General features: G+C 43.8%; 15 protein-coding genes. 14 read left to right on the plus strand and 1 reads right to left on the minus strand.

All coding sequences use genetic code 11. The features are described from left to right. Positions 1-12 precede the first annotated feature (12 nt). From ACYIA1_RS17825 to ACYIA1_RS17890, 14 genes are all read left to right on the plus strand, one after another. On the plus strand, positions 13-804 hold the full coding sequence (locus tag ACYIA1_RS17825; RefSeq protein WP_005863261.1) for an O-methyltransferase: 792 nt from the start codon (positions 13-15) through the stop codon (positions 802-804). Positions 805-823: 19 nt separating this feature from the next. Further along, entirely contained in the window at positions 824-1387 is a 564-nt protein-coding gene (locus tag ACYIA1_RS17830; protein ID WP_005859850.1) for a cob(I)yrinic acid a,c-diamide adenosyltransferase, read from the plus strand. 71 nt (positions 1388-1458) lie between these two features. Further along, positions 1459-1680 carry a DUF2795 domain-containing protein gene (locus ACYIA1_RS17835; RefSeq protein WP_005633363.1) on the plus strand — a complete coding sequence of 74 codons (222 nt, stop codon included), beginning with the start codon at positions 1459-1461 and terminating at the stop codon, positions 1678-1680. A 214-nt stretch (positions 1681-1894) separates the two neighbouring features. Next, on the plus strand, positions 1895-2047 hold the full coding sequence (locus ACYIA1_RS17840) for a hypothetical protein (protein WP_196009205.1): 153 nt from the start codon (positions 1895-1897) through the stop codon (positions 2045-2047). 60 nt (positions 2048-2107) lie between these two features. Further along, positions 2108-2341 carry a helix-turn-helix transcriptional regulator gene (locus ACYIA1_RS17845; RefSeq protein WP_230327954.1) on the plus strand — a complete coding sequence of 78 codons (234 nt, stop codon included), beginning with the start codon at positions 2108-2110 and terminating at the stop codon, positions 2339-2341. Between the two features lie 8 nt (positions 2342-2349). After that, positions 2350-5499, plus strand: coding sequence for a helicase-related protein (locus ACYIA1_RS17850; protein ID WP_196009206.1), 3150 nt, complete (start codon positions 2350-2352; stop codon positions 5497-5499). A gap of 1 nt (position 5500) precedes the next feature. Beyond that, positions 5501-6811: an acetate and sugar kinases/Hsc70/actin family protein gene (locus ACYIA1_RS17855; protein WP_196009207.1), complete on the plus strand. Its 1311-nt coding sequence runs from the start codon at positions 5501-5503 to the stop codon at positions 6809-6811. Positions 6812-6857: 46 nt separating this feature from the next. Then, positions 6858-7859, plus strand: a complete 1002-nt coding sequence (locus tag ACYIA1_RS17860) for a virulence RhuM family protein (protein WP_230327955.1) — start codon at positions 6858-6860, stop codon at positions 7857-7859. Between the two features lie 469 nt (positions 7860-8328). Further along, positions 8329-9276, plus strand: coding sequence for a PorP/SprF family type IX secretion system membrane protein (locus tag ACYIA1_RS17865; RefSeq protein ID WP_008777736.1), 948 nt, complete (start codon positions 8329-8331; stop codon positions 9274-9276). Between the two features lie 3 nt (positions 9277-9279). Beyond that, positions 9280-10707 (plus strand): T9SS ring complex lipoprotein PorK/GldK, encoded by a 1428-nt coding sequence (gene porK, locus ACYIA1_RS17870; RefSeq protein WP_005863265.1) that lies wholly within the window; start codon positions 9280-9282, stop codon positions 10705-10707. A 51-nt stretch (positions 10708-10758) separates the two neighbouring features. Further along, positions 10759-11850 (plus strand): type IX secretion system motor protein PorL/GldL, encoded by a 1092-nt coding sequence (gene porL / locus ACYIA1_RS17875; protein WP_008772938.1) that lies wholly within the window; start codon positions 10759-10761, stop codon positions 11848-11850. Positions 11851-11856: 6 nt separating this feature from the next. Beyond that, positions 11857-13425 (plus strand): type IX secretion system motor protein PorM/GldM, encoded by a 1569-nt coding sequence (gene porM, locus ACYIA1_RS17880; RefSeq protein ID WP_005859860.1) that lies wholly within the window; start codon positions 11857-11859, stop codon positions 13423-13425. A gap of 10 nt (positions 13426-13435) precedes the next feature. Next, complete coding sequence (gene porN / locus ACYIA1_RS17885; RefSeq protein ID WP_008779108.1) at positions 13436-14530, plus strand: type IX secretion system ring subunit PorN/GldN; 1095 nt, start codon at positions 13436-13438, stop codon at positions 14528-14530. A gap of 49 nt (positions 14531-14579) precedes the next feature. After that, positions 14580-15116: a GNAT family N-acetyltransferase gene (locus ACYIA1_RS17890; RefSeq protein ID WP_008779107.1), complete on the plus strand. Its 537-nt coding sequence runs from the start codon at positions 14580-14582 to the stop codon at positions 15114-15116. Between the two features lie 63 nt (positions 15117-15179). Here the strand turns inward: ACYIA1_RS17890 and ACYIA1_RS17895 are convergent, their stop codons facing one another. Next, positions 15180-16367, minus strand: a complete 1188-nt coding sequence (locus ACYIA1_RS17895) for a DUF418 domain-containing protein (RefSeq protein WP_005863273.1) — start codon at positions 16365-16367, stop codon at positions 15180-15182. Between the last annotated feature and the right edge of the window lie 5 nt (positions 16368-16372).

Consider the following 16372-nt stretch of genomic DNA (forward strand, 5'->3'; position numbering starts at 1 on the left):
TGACAAAAAGAAATGCAAATACTACCAAAGGTTAATACATTACGAAAAGGATCGCTCTTGTACCGCAGCATCCGTTACCGTAAAGGATTCGGAGTACATTCGCCTTTCGTTTTTAACCTCATCACGAAGGTCATCGAGGAAAAATGCTCCTATTATAGTTTCTATGATATAGAGCTTTTACGTAAGCAGTTATTATTCAGGGAAGGAGAGATCACCTATCCAGACCGGCAGAACAAAGGGAAACGAAAGACCCGTTCCATCAGCGAGATCGTAAAACGGGAATCCATCCGGCCCAAGCATGGCGCCTTATTATTCCGTTTAACAAACTATTTCAAGTCCAAGAATATCCTCCAGATAGGAACCACGATGGGGCTGTCTACCTTATATCTAACCTCCTATGCCACGGGATTGAAATGTATCGCCTTGGAAAATGTACCGGAATTCGCCACGATTGCCCGTCAAGCATTCGCTAAAGAGGGACGTAATCCCGTCGATTTGCGTATCGGTAATTATAAGGACTTGCTTCCCCAAGCCTTAAATGACATAAATAGCTTAGATTTTGTTTTTTTCAACACTTTATATGAACAACATAACAACCTCTGGCTGTTTAATGAATGTATGAAATACGCGCACAACGATACGGTATTCGTTTTTGAGGGAATCAAGGCGAGCCGTAAGATGCGTGAACTTTGGGAAGAGATCTGCGCATGTCCGGAAGTGACGGTCACCTTAGATCTTTACTCGCTAGGGATTGTCTTATTCAACAAGAAATTGCACAAACGAGATTATATTGTTTATTTTTAGGATTCAAAACAAGTCAGATATGAAGAAGAGTATTATCTATACCAGAACAGGCGATAAAGGAACCACTTCACTGGTAGGTGGACAACGCGTGTCGAAAGCGCACGATCGGATCGAGAGCTATGGCACCGTAGATGAGCTGAACTCCTTTATCGGATTATTAATCACGGCCTTGAATGATGAGAAAGATACTGATTTCTTATCATTCATCCAGCATAAGCTATTCACGATCGGTTCTTACCTAGCCACGGATCAAGCGACCACGGAATTGAAAATCGAGAGCAAGGTAACGCCCGAGAGCATCGAGCGTATCGAGCGGGAGATAGACCGTCTGGATAACGAGCTGCCGAAAATGCATGCGTTCATCCTACCGGGAGGATGCCGCTCGGCCGCCCTCGCACACGTTTGCCGCACCGTTTGCCGTCGTGCCGAGCGACAAATCTATCGCTTGGCCGAGAATTGCCCCGTTGAGGAGCCTGTATTGATATTTATGAACCGTTTATCGGATTATTTCTTCGTTCTGGCACGAAAAGAATGCATAAATAATAACGGTAAAGAAATTATTTGGGATTATACTTGCGTATAATAAATAAAGTCATATTTTCGCGGAAAAATAGAGAACCAAATCGCTTCGGCGGTTATTAATACTTGACAGCTATGTATTGGACATTAGAGTTAGCTTCAAAATTGGAAGACGCACCCTGGCCTGCGACTAAGGATGAACTTATTGACTATGCACAACGTTCTGGTGCGCCATTAGAAGTGATTGAGAATTTGCAGGAAATGGAAGATGAAGGCGAGATTTACGAATGCATGGAAGACATCTGGCCGGATTATCCAAGTAAAGAAGACTTCTTCTTCAACGAGGAAGAATACTAATTGAAAATACGCTCTATTTTAGAGCATAAACAATTGCCATACAAGCGATTGACAAATTACAAAATAAACTTGTCAATCGCTTTTTATATCCTTTTATTGCAAAATAAACTTGTCTATTTTCAGATAGTTAGCTCAGCGAAAATTTGTTTACTTGCCTATATTTTAGTAAATTCGCACCATATCTCGAACTTGGTGAGTATTAAAGCGTATAATTATGGGCAGACAAAAGAGACCGTTGCCGACTGGAATCCGAATGGCAATAATGGCAGGGGTGAGATTTGCGCCTCCGTTCCCGATAGTGTACAGATTCAATAATCTGTTGTTGGCGAAAGTCAATAAGGTGGATGCCGGACTGAGCGAGTATTGACGAATTTGTTTGACTCCATAATATGAGCTAAATTTGCGTTCAAATTTAATTTCTTATTTAATGGGGACAAAAACAGAACGACAAAAGCTAAATAGGATAAAGGCAGTATTAGCAGAGACGGGTCACACGGGCAAATGGCTCGCCGAGCAATTAGGCAAAGACCCCGTCACCGTCTCCAAATGGTGTACTAACACCTCCCATGCGGATTTATATACATTAAATGAGATTTCATTAATTTTAAACTTAGATATTCGAGTTTTACTACACACAACTTTTGTCGCAAATCATCAGTAGAAAAAGCTATGGCACTTTTTTCAGTAGGATCAACCGTAATATTAGCTGACACAAATGCTCGCGGAGTAGTTGTAGAAGTAAAACCGGCTCGGCGTAGTCGGCAGATATATCGTGTGTCATTTAGCGATGGCATCATTGATGTTCTTGAACCGGATTTACGCACTGATTTTGATGAGGGTGACCCGTTTGATTGCAGTAAAAGTGGACTGTTTGGATCTTATGCCGATTTTTCTAAAATCAATACCACCTTTAAGATTCAGAATTCAAATAATAGCACAATATCTTCACTGAAAGCATCAAAGACGCTATTCAGGGCATATCAGTTCAAACCATTGCTTAAATTTCTTAATTCGCCAACACGAAGAATACTTGTCGCTGATGAAGTAGGTCTCGGAAAGACAATCGAGGCTGGTCATGTTATGTTGGAGTTGAAAGCTCGAAAAGAGCTCGGGAATGTTCTTATAGTATGTCCTAAATCTCTCCAACACAAGTGGAAAGCAGAGCTTCTGGAAAAGTTTGGCCTTGATTTTAAAATATATCAGACGACACAGGATTTAATAGATGACCTTTCATCCGGAGCAAAGACCGTCAGGGCAATCGTTAACTATGAACGTATCCGACTGAAGGAAAACAAAGATGATGACAAAGAGGCAAAGCAAAGGAAGAAGCCAGTCAATCTCATTGACTATATGATAGAAAACCCTTGTCGATTCAGTATGGTATTGTGTGACGAGGCACATAAACTGCGCAACAGTAATACACAAACTTATAAGGGAGCCGAGATTATCATGGGAAATACCGATTCAGCTCTCTTCCTTACTGCCACTCCCGTTATGATTGATGAAGAAAACCTGTATAATCTTCTCCATTTACTTGATAGTAAAAGGTATTTCAATTATCAGATTTTCAGAAACCGAATCGAAGAGAATAAACCATTCATAGAGGCTCTTTCGATGCTCAACTCAAATCAGCCTCTGACCGATATTAGGGATAAGTTGTTAAGTACATCTATAAAGAGCAGATTCGTAAACTCGGACGAGGAAGAGATTTATTCGAGTTCATCATCCATATCCGATATTTACAAGGATGACCCCTTGTTTCAGGAGATTATCGAACTTCTGGGTGAAAACGACACTACGACTTTAAGAGCAAGACTCCTGTATCTTATTTCATCAATGAGTGTGATGAACACTGTTTTTTCACGTACACGAAAACGCGAGGTTACAATGGATATGTCGCAGGCTGAGCGTCAACCGCATGTGGCAAAGGTTGACCTATATGATGATGAAAGAAAAGAGTTTGATAATGTAATTGAGGAGTATAAGGACGATAATTCCTATGTGGATTATTGGGGAGAGGAAAAGATGACTCAAGGGGGTGCCTTGGGCTTGGTGCAGAAAAAGCGTCAAGTAGCAAGCAGTGTGTGGGCTTATTTGAATGATGAAGCCGATTTGGATAAAGGCATTGATAAATACGCCAACTATAAAGACGCTAAGATTGACAAGATATTAGAGATTATCAAACATGTGTTCAAAAGTGGGACAAAGAAACTTGTTATTTTTGCGCTCTTCCGTAAGACTCTAAAGTATCTTGCAATCCGTTTGAAGAAAGCCGGTTTCAACTCTGTAATTATACATGGTCAAGTTTCGAGTGAAGACAGAAACAAGATTCTTCACCAATTCAAAACGGATGATAACACACAAATACTACTTTCATCGGAGGTCGGTAGCGAGGGTCTCGATATGCAATTCTGCAATTCTATGGTAAATTATGATTTACCTTGGAACCCAATGGTTGTGGAACAACGTATCGGTCGTATAGATCGCTTCGGGCAGAAGGCAAAAGTAGTCAATATCTACAACATAATCGTCTCTGATTCAATTCAAGAGATGATATACATGAGATTGCTTGACCGAATTGGCATTTTCAAAGGGACTATCGGAGATATGGAGGCTATTCTGGATGCACCAATTGGAGAAGGACGGACAATCCAAGATGTGTATAATAAGATGGAGAAGGAATTTTTTACTGAGAATCTTTCTCCTGAGGCGCAGGAACGTAAAATCGCTGAAGTAGAACGCGCTATTGAGAATGAAAAGGAGCACCTTAAACATCTGAAGGAAGGCCTAAGTAATGCGCTTACAAATGACGCATATTTCCGTGATGAGATAAATAAGATTCTATACAACCATGCCTATGTCACTGGGGTTGAGTTGAAGAATTATTTGGAATCTGTAATAAGGCTCCATTTGACGACCTGTACTCTTGAAGAAACCGACACGGATGTTTTTGAGTTTAGGATGCCAATGAGCCATCCTACTGTACTACGGAATTTCCTGACACAATACGGAGATGAGACTTCTGATGAAAACAGAATCAATCTTGCCGCGTTCAAGCGGAAAATTGACGGGGTTCAAAGTTTCAGACTGACATTTGATCAGGCTGTTGCCTATGAAGATTCTACTCTGGTATATATGAATATCTATCACCCTTTTATTATGGCTTGCCTCAGATTCTTGACCCATGAGGATTCGAGAGATCAAAGGGTATTCAGCTATTCTATAAAGGCTGATGAAATTCTCAACGAGGGAGAAATCTATTATCTTGGCATATATCGGTTAAAAATAAATCGGCAGTTTAATGCGGAAAATAAAGAATCATGCGAATTGTTACCCATCCTTTACAATGTAAATAACGATTTTATCGTAGATAATCAGAAACTTATAGATCGTGTCTTTAAGAAATCCCAAGTTGATGGATCAGAGAAGAATGCTTCTAATATAGCAATGAATGATGATTTAATTGAAAACATGAGAGGCGATTTTACCGAATTTGTATCATCCGAACGAAAAAGGAGAATAGAGGAAAGTAGAAAGCAGGAACTAAGTGACAGACTCCGTAACGTTCAGCAGACAAAAGAGTATTATCAGGCCAGAATTGATGGTCTGGAAAATCTTGTTGCCGAGTACGAGTACCGTCTTGAATGGTGCTATGATGACAAAGAGAAAAGAAGACTGGAGAACATTCTGAGACTTCGTCGAGGTAATGTACGTCAACTTGAGAAAGAACGTGATGAACGGCTTGCCGAACTAAATAAAGAAATCACCATGACTGTTTCTGAAAATATTTTATCGCTTAACCTTGTAACTGTTGTATAAAATGGCGCAAATAACTGTGGGACTTGATTTCGGAACTCACCAATCGAAAATTTGCATTGAGCGAAAGGAAGGTGCGGAACTTGGATATTCATTTTTCAAGTTTCCTGATACGCGTGATAATTATAAGTACACCCTACCGTCTATTATTCAAGTCAATAATGACGGGACAATGGACTATGGATATATTAACAAAAATAGTGGTAGCCAGCTTGTCCGGTACTTTAAGCAAGCCACATTTACAACTTCAAAGACAGAGTTATCAAAGGTTGATGCGACACTATTTTCTATCTGGTACATAGCCTTTATCCTCTTTGATTTGGAAGATAAATATGAAACTAATTTTTCCATACAAATGGGTGTTCCGTCTGATGGCTCACATTTGGAGTCACAGAGGCAGTTGGCTGTATCTATTCTACTTAGTGCCTATAATTTAGTAGAAGAAGTTTTTAGTAATGATAAAGAAGCATTCCTTAGAACCTCCATCTCTGAACTAAAAGCTAAGACTGAAATAATCAAATACTCTAAAGAGCAAAAAGAAGAGTTTGGAATACTTGTATTCCCTGAGGCCTATGCGTGTCTTATGCCATTGGTTGCAAGTTCAAAAATCTCTGGTGGCATGTCTTTAATGGTTGATATTGGAGGTGGTACCACTGATATATCGTTCTTTACTATTGAGGAGGATAAAAAGAATCCTAAAAATAATAAACTCAGGGTATATGATTTTAAGTCAATTAACAAGGGGCTTAATTTCTTGACTGACTCAACAGTGCTGGCAGATGACGAGCGAACTGACTCGAATGTCGGCAATGTATCAGAGTTGAATAAATCTGCTATAAACATCTATAAGGGAGATTTGAACAATGTATGTTCCTCCCTTCGAGGTCGGTTATATAAGGAGTTTAAGATTCAAGGAGATCTACCTGACGAAAGTTTTGAGAAAGCAATGACAAATCGTCCCATTGTATATACAGGCGGAGGTAGCAGTTTTGCTCTTCTTCGCCATGGATACCACGGATTTAAAGATGTTATTCACATAACACATAAGAATTGGAAAGTCTCTGTAATAGAAGATTTAGCCACGATTGTGGCATTAGATCTATGTCCTATCCTGTCAACCGCTTATGGATTGTCTATAAGCAGACCTAATGATAAAATTATTTGTGAGCCTTTCAGGGACATATTCAGTGGAATTCGCCAGACAAAAGGGACGGCGAAGGCTCAACATTCTCAAAAACCCAAGAAGACATTTGGTCACGATATTGAAGGATCCCATGGGTTTAGTTATATGGACGATTACGATGCGTGGAAATAACCGATGCAATAGATTCTATGACACAATGAAAGAATAATGACGAATTATGGAAGATGACAACAATCAGATAATCATATATCAGAGCGAGGATGGCGAGACCCGGATTGATGTGCAGTTTACCGGAGAAACTGTTTGGCTTTCCCAGCAGCAGCTTTGCGAACTTTATAACACGAGCAAGGCTAATGTAAGCGAACATATTAAGCATATTTTCGAGGATGGTGAGCTAATTGAAGATTCAGTTGTTCGGAAATTCCGAACAACTGCCACTGATGGCAAATCCTATAATGTGACTTATTACAATCTTGATATGATTATCTCGCTGGGGTATAGAATACGGTCAGTGATTGCAACTCACTTCAGACGGTGGGCTACGGAGCGGCTGAAGGAATATATCATCAAGGGATTTACGATGGATGACGAGCGTCTGAAGGGTAATGGCGGCGGTGCTTACTGGCGAGAACTGCTCGACCGCATCCGCGATATCCGCTCTTCGGAGAAAGTGATGTATCGGCAGGTGCTCGATTTGTATGCTACGGCTGTAGATTATGACCCTCGTTCGGAGATTTCGGTTGAGTTCTTTAAGATCGTGCAGAATAAGCTTCATTTTGCCGCACATGGCAATACTGCTGCGGAAGTGATATTCAAGCGAGCCAATGCGGATGCCCCGATGATGGGTCTGATGTCATTCAAGGGTGACCATCCGACGCTGCGAGACGCACAGATAGCAAAGAATTATCTGAATGAGAATGAATTGAAGATTCTCAACAATCTCGTATCCGGATATTTTGATTTTGCCGAGATTCAGGCTATGAAACGTCGGCCAATGTATATGGAAGATTATGTGAAGCAACTGGACATGATACTTTCCTCAACCGGCGAGGCTCTTCTCAACGGACTCGGCTCGGTCAGCCATCTGCAGGCAATGGACAAAGCTCGCAAAGAGTATCGCAAGTTTCAGGTTCGCAAACTTTCGCTTGTAGAACGCGCCTACCTCGACACCATCAAAGCCCTCAATGCCAAAGCCAAGAAGAAGGATAACGACAAATAATCAATAGGCATTGTCTTTCATCGCTTAATTCACTTGTCTATTAAAGTTAAAAATGGTATAAATGCTGATTTATTGTTATTCATAACTTCTTCAACGAGGAAGAATACTAGTTCTATTGAAAATTAAGAAATAGAAGAACGAGGTGGCGGACGGTCAGGCTCCCCTGCCTCGTTTTTTTTGTTATTGCTGTCCGGTAAAAATCGGTACAATCTTATATCCAGCACAAATACATCAAGTTACATCAATTTTGCAAAAAGAGGGTTGTCTTTTATTCCTGTGTAAAATTGGTAGTACTAAGCATAAAAAAGCCTTTAGAAGACATTTATACTAGCAAATTCATGTTATATGGGATAAAAATCGTCTAGTTTCTATCATGATAAAGTTTTACCGGACAGCAATATTTTTTTGTAAAAATACAATTTATCCGGATTTGCTGCGTTTGTAGTTACAACGTGAAGTGAATGTTTAAATGAGAAGACGTCTTCTTTCGATCTTGATCCTTTTGTGTACTTGTGCGGGAATCGTACGGGCGCAATATGACGCACGCTTAAGTCAATACTTCATGGCGAAACCGTATTATAACCCGGCCGTGGCCGGAGCTACGGAGGACTTGAATATATTGGCTCTCGCCCGCTTGGAAATGATCGGCGTACATGGGGCACCCAAGTCGTTCTTCATTACCGCGGATATGCCACTCGCTTTAGGCAAGACGAATCACGGTGTCGGATTGGTTGTATTTACCGAGGCGATCGGGCTTTTCCAGAATACGCATGTAGGGGCGCAATACGCCTATAAGTATAAATTATTCGGGGGAGTCTTGAGCGGCGGTCTGCAAATCGGCTTAGTCAACCAGTCGTTCGACGGAACCAAGGTGATAAAGGTTGAGTCCGAATACCATCAAGAGACCGACGCCGCCATTCCTGTAGAGCAGGTCAGCGGCATGGGGTTGGATATGAACTTCGGTATTTACTATACCCATAAACGGTTTTACGCCGGGTTTGGCATGACGCATATCACCCAACCGGAGCTTCAACTGGACGAGAACGCCTATACCTATATAGGTCGTTCACTTAATTTAATGGGTGGATACAATATTCAATTAAAGAATCCGTTGATAGAATTACAGCCCTCGGTGTTCTTGCTGACAGACATGCAAAGTTTTCATGCGGATATTACCGCTAGGCTGGAATATAATAAGATGTTTAATGGTGGTTTTTCCTATCGGGTGAATGAATCGGTGGGCATCATGTTCGGCGTAAAGCTAGGTCGTTTCCATGCGGGTTACGCCTTTGATTTCCCGACCACGGCCCTAGGCCGGGCAAGTAGCGGTAGCCACGAGCTATGTGTCAAGTATGCCTTAAAGCTGAACAAGACGAAGACAGGGAAAAATAGACATAAAAGTGTACGTATATTATAGTATATGAAAAAAGTATTATTAGTACTTGTAACGGTAGCCTTGCTTACCTCCTGCGGTAAATCTCTCCGGAGTGCCGGCGGTGAGGTGACAGGTGTCAGATCGGTAGCGTTCAATGAACCAGCGCCGTATGGAATGGTCTTGGTTAAAAGAGGTTCGTTCGAGATGGGTCCCGCCGACAAGGATTCCTTGTGGGGAATCATGCCGGAGACGAAAGGGGTCTCTTTCGACGCGTTCTGGATGGATCAGACAGAGGTAACGAACGCCAAATATCGCCAGTTCGTTTATTATGTGAGAGACTCTATTATCCGTGAACGCTTGGCGGACCCGGCTTATGGAGGCAACGATCTGTTCAAGATCACGGAAGACCGTTACGGGGAACCTGTCACTCCGCATTTGGACTGGAACCGTCCGATTCCTTGGAGACGGGCGAACGAGGATGAGCAACGTGCGATAGAAAGTGTCTATTACACGAATCCCGTTACCGGAGAGAAAGGTTTGGACCCTAAACAAATGATCTATAAATACGAGTGGTACGACTATACCGCCGCCGCCCTCCGCAAGAATCAATTGAACCCGGCGGACCGGGTTCGTAATACGGATATTCAGGTAGATCCGAACGAGGTAGTCATGATCTCCAAGGACACCGCTTACATCGATGATGAAGGACGTGTAATCAACGAGACGATCACCCGCCCGTTAAGCAGCGAATGGGATTTCTTGAATACCCGTATCGTCAATATCTACCCGGACGAGAATTGCTGGGTGAACGATTTCAAGAATGCGTACAACGAGCCATATACCCGTATGTATTTCTCTCATCCGGGTTACGATGATTATCCTGTAGTCGGTGTTTCTTGGGAACAAGCGACTGCCTTCTGCGTATGGCGTACGAATTTATACAAAGAATCCTTGAGCTTGCCACCGGGACAATTGGTAGAGCCATTCCGTCTTCCGTCCGAAGGAGAATGGGAATATGCCGCCCGTACAGGTAAGAACGAGAATAAGTTCCCTTGGTCTACCGACGAGCTTCAAGACAGCAAAGGTTGTTTCTTGGGTAACTTCAAGCCGGGTAAAGGTAATTATACGGAGGATGGCCATTTGATTACGTCTCGTGTAGGCTCTTTCGCCCCGAATGAGTTCGGGTTATACGATATGGCAGGAAACGTGGCGGAATGGACCTCAACGTCTTACTCCGAGTCTGGCCCGAGCCAAATGAGCGACATGAACCCGGATCTGCGTTACAACGCCGCCAAGAACGATCCCTACGCCATGAAAAAGAAAGTAGTGCGAGGAGGTTCTTGGAAAGATGTCTCACAATTTATCCGTTCGGACATGCGTACTTTCGAGTTCCAGAACGAGAGCCGTTCTTACATCGGTTTCCGTTGCGCACGTACCCAAATAGGATTCTCTCGCTCCAAGGGAAAGAAATAAGCGGGAATTATAAATTTAAAGTTTTGAATCATTTAAGACAATAATACGACGATGGGAAAATATAGAAGATATAAAAACAGACTGGAGATGTTCCTCTCCAGCGAAAGAGGAAAACGAGTATTGAACTTCCTGTATAGTTGGGGTGCGTCCATCGTAATCCTCGGTGCGTTATTTAAGTTATTACATATACCATACGCTAACCAAATCTTGTTCGTGGCGATGATCACCGAGTCTATCGTATTCTTTATCTCGGCGTTCGAGCATCCGAACAAGGAATATCATTGGGAAGATGTTTTCCCCGTATTGAAATCAAAGAACCCGATGGATCGTCCGGATTTCACCGGTACGCCGATCTCAACCATGATCAATTCTACGGATAATGTAGAAGACGATGAGATAGCCGGGGGAATAAATATCGGTTCGGCAGCGTCTAAGGCGAACGCGCAAAGAGGTGGTTCCTTGAATATCGCAGGTAATCTGGACGTGACGGAAGAAGATACCAAGAACTTATCCGAGAGCATCAAGAAATTAAGCGGAGCGGCCGAGCAAATTTCCAAGATGGCGGAATTGACGGAAGCTACCCAAAAATATCTGGAGCAATTATCTGGCATGTCTGAGAACATGGAGCGTTTCAGCCAAGTGACTAATTCGCTTACGAACGTATCCGATACACTGTTGAACTCTTATAAGAGTATCACGGATAATTCCGATGGCATCAACCAAAACTCCCGTGGTTACGTACACCAGATGGAACAATTGAACCGTAACGTATCCGGATTGAATACCATCTATGAGATCCAGTTGAAGAGTATCAGTTCGCAGATCGAATCTATCGAACACATCAATAGTGGCTTGAATCGTATCCGTGAGATGTATGACGGATCGGTGGTAGATAGTTCCGTATTCCGTAACGAGACGGAAAAGATGACTCGCCAACTGGCCGAATTGAACCAAGTATACAGTCGTTTATTGCAAGCGATGACCGTGAATATGGGCTACCAACAACCGGCGCAGCCGCAACAACAACCTCAACAACCGATGTATCAGCAGCCACAACAGCCCGGTTACCAACAGCAATATCAGCAACCCTATGGTTACCAACAGCCACAACAGGCTCCGTATACAAACAACCCAATGAAGTAAAGAAATATGGCAGGAATATCAAATAATCCCAATTCTCCCCGTCAGCGGATGATCAACCTGATGTATCTGGTGTTCATCGCCATGATGGCACTGAACGTGTCGTCGGAGGTGCTGGATGGTTTTGAGTTGGTGGAAGGTAGCTTGCGAACCTCTATCGATAACTCCTCCCGCCGAAACAAGATCGTAGCGGACGAGATGGAAGCTTATTACCAAGAGAATCCCCAGAAAGTGGGTGAGTGGGCATTGAAGGCCCGTGAGGTGAAAAGAGCCTCAGATAGCCTCTATACGTATATACAAGATTTAAAGATCCGTATCGCTAAGGTAGCTGATGGCGAGAATGCCAACGTAAACAGCATCGAGCATAAGGATGATTTGGAAGCCGCCTCCCGTGTAATGCTCTCTCCTGTAAGCGGAGAAGGTAAAAAGCTGAGAGCGGAAATTGATAAGTATCGTATCTGGATGGGCGGCTTTATCGAAGATTCGGCGAAGACTGCCGTATTGGAGGCGAACCTAAGCACGACTCCCCCTCATAAAGCGGGGATCAATACCCGTACTTGGGAAGAGGCCTTGTTCGAGAATATGCCGGTAGCGGCGGCTGTTACCCTGTTAACAAAAATGCAAAGTGACGTTCGCTACGCCGAAGGTGAGGTCTTATCGAACTTATTGAATAGCGTAGACGTTGGCGATTACCGTGTGAACCAGATCACGGCGCAGGTAATCCCGGAAAGCCAGATCGTAATGCGAGGAAGCCAGTACAAGGCGAATATCGTATTATCGGCGGTAGACTCTACGAAACGTCCTACGATCTATGTAAACGGAAAAGAATTACCTTACGAGAATAAAGGAGTCTTCACGGTGAATACCGGAGCTGCCGGGACATTCCCGATCAAAGGTTATATCGAGATGCCGAATAGCGACGGCAGCATCATGCGCCGGGATTTCGAGAGCGAGTATTTCGTGACCGAGCCGACAGCTACCGTGGCCCCGACATTGATGAACGTATTATATGCCGGTATCGCCAACCCGATGCGTATCGCCGTCCCGGGTGTACCGAGCGGTAATGTGACAGCTACCATGACGAACGGCACATTAACCCGCAGCAAGGATGGTTGGGAAGCCCGCCCGTCTAAAGTAGGAACGGAAGCCGTGATCACGGTCAACGCTCGTATGGCGGATGGCCGGAACATAGAGATGGCAAAGACTACCTTCCGCGTGCGTGCCCTCCCCGATCCCCTACCTTATATCGAGTATAAGGATCAAAACGGTAACGTCCGTAAGTTCAAGGGAGGTATGATCGCCAAACGTAGCTTGGTAGAGGCTGACGGTATTCTGGCCGCTATCGACGATGATTTGCTAAATGTAAAATATACGGTATTACGTTTTGAGCTGACTTTCTTCGACTCCATGGGTAACGCTATCCCAGAAGTGGCCGAAGGAACCAACTTCTCGCAACGTCAGAAAAACTATATCCGCAATTTAAGTAAGGGTAAACGTTTTTATATCACCCGTGTAGTCGCGAAAGGTCCGGACGGTATCGAACGTACCATACCGACTATCGAAGTAATCGTAAATTAAGATTCGCAGTATGAAACATCTGTATTACATAGCCGCTTTGGCCGCCACTTTTTTAACAGCGATGCCTCTTCACGCGCAAGAAGAAGCAGAGAACGATGCTACGCAGCAACAACAAACGCGTCGCCGTTCGCCTCAAGCCAGCCGTGGGGAAAGAAACGATAAGAAAGATACCGGTTTACCCGAACTGACCGTACGGGCCCAAGATATGAACGAGCGTTTGACGCAAGAGATCGGGAACGCTCGCTGGATGCGTATTATCTACCGGCAGGTGGACTTGATGAAAGAACAGAACGCTCCGCTTTATTACCCGACCCGCCCGATGAACGGACAGATGAATCTTTTCTCCGTAATCTTCCAGCTTTTAGGTGAGAACAAGATCAAGGCCTATGAGTATCTGGACGGATACGAGGAGTTTGACGAAGCCCATTTGATCAACTTCAAGGATTTGCTGGATCGCTTCTACATCCTTTATGAGGAGATACCGGGGAGAGCGGGTGAGGAACCGACTTTCGTAATCAATGAAAGCGATATACCTGCAGCCGACGTACGGTCTTACTATGTAAAAGAAGCATGGTATTTCGACCAGAATAATTCCGCTTTTGATGTCAAGATATTGGCGATTTGCCCGATCCTTACCTCTACAGGTGATATGGGAGAGACAACCATGCCTATGTTCTGGCTTCCTTACGAGAATATACGTCCGTATATCAGCAATTCATACATCATGACGTCTAATATGAATAACGCCATGACTTTTACGATGGATGACTATTTCCGTCGCCGGATGTTCGAGGGGGATATCATCAAGACCCAAAACTTGATGAATCTGCCATTGCAGGCGTATTGCCCGACACCGGATTCCTTAAAGAACGAGCAAGCTCGTATCGAAGGTCAATTAACCGGCTTTGAGAAATCACTCTGGTATCAACCGGATACGACTCAAGTAGCGGTAGACAGCAAAGCCGCAAAGAAGGCCAGAAAGAGCGCCGCAAGAGGAAAAGGTACTACAACCAAAGAGCCTGCCTCCGAAAAGAAAGCTCCCACTGTCAAGGCTCCGAAAGCAGAAAAATCCGCTCCGGTACGCAGTGTTCGACGCAGAAGATAAAAACGGACTCACGATACGGGTCTGAGCGATAACCGGAAATACGCAACATATGAATAAAGAAATCAAGATTAGACCAGAGCAAGAGAACGATTTCCAAGCAGTAAGGGAAGTCGTGGAACTTGCTTTCCGTAACGTGGAGGACAGTGATCAAAGCGAACCGTACCTTGTAGAACGTTTACGAAAAACGGACGCTTATATTCCGGAGCTCTCCTTAGTCGCTGAATTAAACGGCGAAATCATAGGGCATCTCATGATGAGTAAGGTGGAAATCGTATCAGAAGACCAAAGCGTGATCTCTCTTGGGCTAGCACCGGTTTCGGTGGTACCGAAGTACCAAAGGATTGGCGTTGGTAGCGCTTTGATCCGTGAAGCGCATAAGCGAGCGGGAGAGCTAGGCTATAAATCGGCCGTCTTATTAGGACATAAGGATTATTATCCGAGATTCGGATATAAAAGGGCGATTGATTTCGGCATTGAGTTCCCATTCGATGTCCCCAGCGAATATTGCATGGTTGTCGAGTTGGCACCGGAAGGACTCAAGAACGTGCATGGAATGATTAAATATGCCAAACCTTTTATGGAGTGAGAACTGTCTGTAATGAAATGAGACGGGACATACCCCATCTCATTTCACCAGATAATCAGATCCTTATTTAGAACCTACCCATGTCCACTTATGCCAAAGACCTTCCAACGGTCCGTGTTTATGTCTTTCAGCCCACCATTTACAGAAGCGTACTTGCAAAAAGAAAAAGGCGATACCGATGAACATGCTGACCGTATAACCGCAGTAAGGAGCCAGATTCAAGCCGATCGGGAAATAGATCAACGCACCAGCAAAAGATTGTGTCACATAATTCGTCAAGCTCATCTTTCCATAAGAGCGTAAGATAGAGGTAAAACGCTTAAAGGCCTCGCGCTGATACAGTAACACAAAGGAAGCCACCAATACGAACGTAAAAGCGAATTTCTGCCACATATCAAACACAACACCTGCCGTCTGGCGCACGATAGCGCTGTCCGCCGTATCCATCAACAATACTTTCAGTTGGTATAAAGGACCGAAAGCGATCGCAGTAATGATCAAAGTCTTTATCCAAAAACGGGAATTCTCCTCCGAGGGGATAAATAACTTTTTGCGCCCGATCAACATTCCCAGCATAAATAACCCGCAGGTCTGTACATACCGGCCGGCACCAACAGCCCAGAGCAAACTAGCCTTTTGTCCTAACGTCACGTTCTGCCAGATGAAATTCCATAAATCCCCCCGCTTGGTGTGCTCCGCCATCTCTGAGTACATCTCCCCTACTCCTAAATTGGGTAATTGGTAATCCGGATTAAACAGGCTAGCGATATAATGATACCACTCCACCGGCTGCAATAAAAAGATAATAGCCGTTATCAAGACAGCCTTATCGCTCCATTTACGCACGATAAACAAAACAACGCCCACGATCGCATACAGCAGCAAAACATCGCCTGCCGGATAAAAAGCGGCGTTCAACGTAGCGAAGATCGTCAACAGCAGTAATCTCCAAAGGAAGCGGTAACCGAAGTCTTTTCCCTTCGCCTGCTGGTTCGAATACTGTATATAAAAGGTAAAACCAAATAACAAGGCAAAGATAGAATACGATTTCCCGGCAAACAAAGCGAATACCACCGTAAACACGCCTTCATTCAATACGTTCAACCATCCCGGCAGCGTAGCCGGGTCCGGATAGACCGGATAGATAAAATGTTCCACATTATGCACTAATAAGATTGCCAAGACAGCGAAACCACGTAGCGCATCCACCACCTCTACACGAGGTGACTTAGAGATTGTTGTTTGTTGCATACTAT

The sequence above is a fragment of the Parabacteroides sp. KHUB-02 genome, from assembly GCF_056640955.1.

Excerpts from the sequence above, each read along its gene's own strand:
- ACYIA1_RS17825 (WP_005863261.1), top strand. The coding sequence starts at position 13 with ATGCAAATACTACCAAAGGTTAATACATTACGAAAAGGATCGCTCTTG.
- ACYIA1_RS17830 (WP_005859850.1), top strand. The coding sequence starts at position 824 with ATGAAGAAGAGTATTATCTATACCAGAACAGGCGATAAAGGAACCACT.
- ACYIA1_RS17835 (WP_005633363.1), top strand. The coding sequence starts at position 1,459 with ATGTATTGGACATTAGAGTTAGCTTCAAAATTGGAAGACGCACCCTGG.
- ACYIA1_RS17840 (WP_196009205.1), top strand. The coding sequence starts at position 1,895 with ATGGGCAGACAAAAGAGACCGTTGCCGACTGGAATCCGAATGGCAATA.
- ACYIA1_RS17845 (WP_230327954.1), top strand. The coding sequence starts at position 2,108 with ATGGGGACAAAAACAGAACGACAAAAGCTAAATAGGATAAAGGCAGTA.
- ACYIA1_RS17850 (WP_196009206.1), top strand. The coding sequence starts at position 2,350 with ATGGCACTTTTTTCAGTAGGATCAACCGTAATATTAGCTGACACAAAT.
- ACYIA1_RS17855 (WP_196009207.1), top strand. The coding sequence starts at position 5,501 with ATGGCGCAAATAACTGTGGGACTTGATTTCGGAACTCACCAATCGAAA.
- ACYIA1_RS17860 (WP_230327955.1), top strand. The coding sequence starts at position 6,858 with ATGGAAGATGACAACAATCAGATAATCATATATCAGAGCGAGGATGGC.
- ACYIA1_RS17865 (WP_008777736.1), top strand. The coding sequence starts at position 8,329 with ATGAGAAGACGTCTTCTTTCGATCTTGATCCTTTTGTGTACTTGTGCG.
- porK (WP_005863265.1), top strand. The coding sequence starts at position 9,280 with ATGAAAAAAGTATTATTAGTACTTGTAACGGTAGCCTTGCTTACCTCC.
- porL (WP_008772938.1), top strand. The coding sequence starts at position 10,759 with ATGGGAAAATATAGAAGATATAAAAACAGACTGGAGATGTTCCTCTCC.
- porM (WP_005859860.1), top strand. The coding sequence starts at position 11,857 with ATGGCAGGAATATCAAATAATCCCAATTCTCCCCGTCAGCGGATGATC.
- porN (WP_008779108.1), top strand. The coding sequence starts at position 13,436 with ATGAAACATCTGTATTACATAGCCGCTTTGGCCGCCACTTTTTTAACA.
- ACYIA1_RS17890 (WP_008779107.1), top strand. The coding sequence starts at position 14,580 with ATGAATAAAGAAATCAAGATTAGACCAGAGCAAGAGAACGATTTCCAA.
- ACYIA1_RS17895 (WP_005863273.1), bottom strand. The coding sequence starts at position 16,367 with ATGCAACAAACAACAATCTCTAAGTCACCTCGTGTAGAGGTGGTGGAT.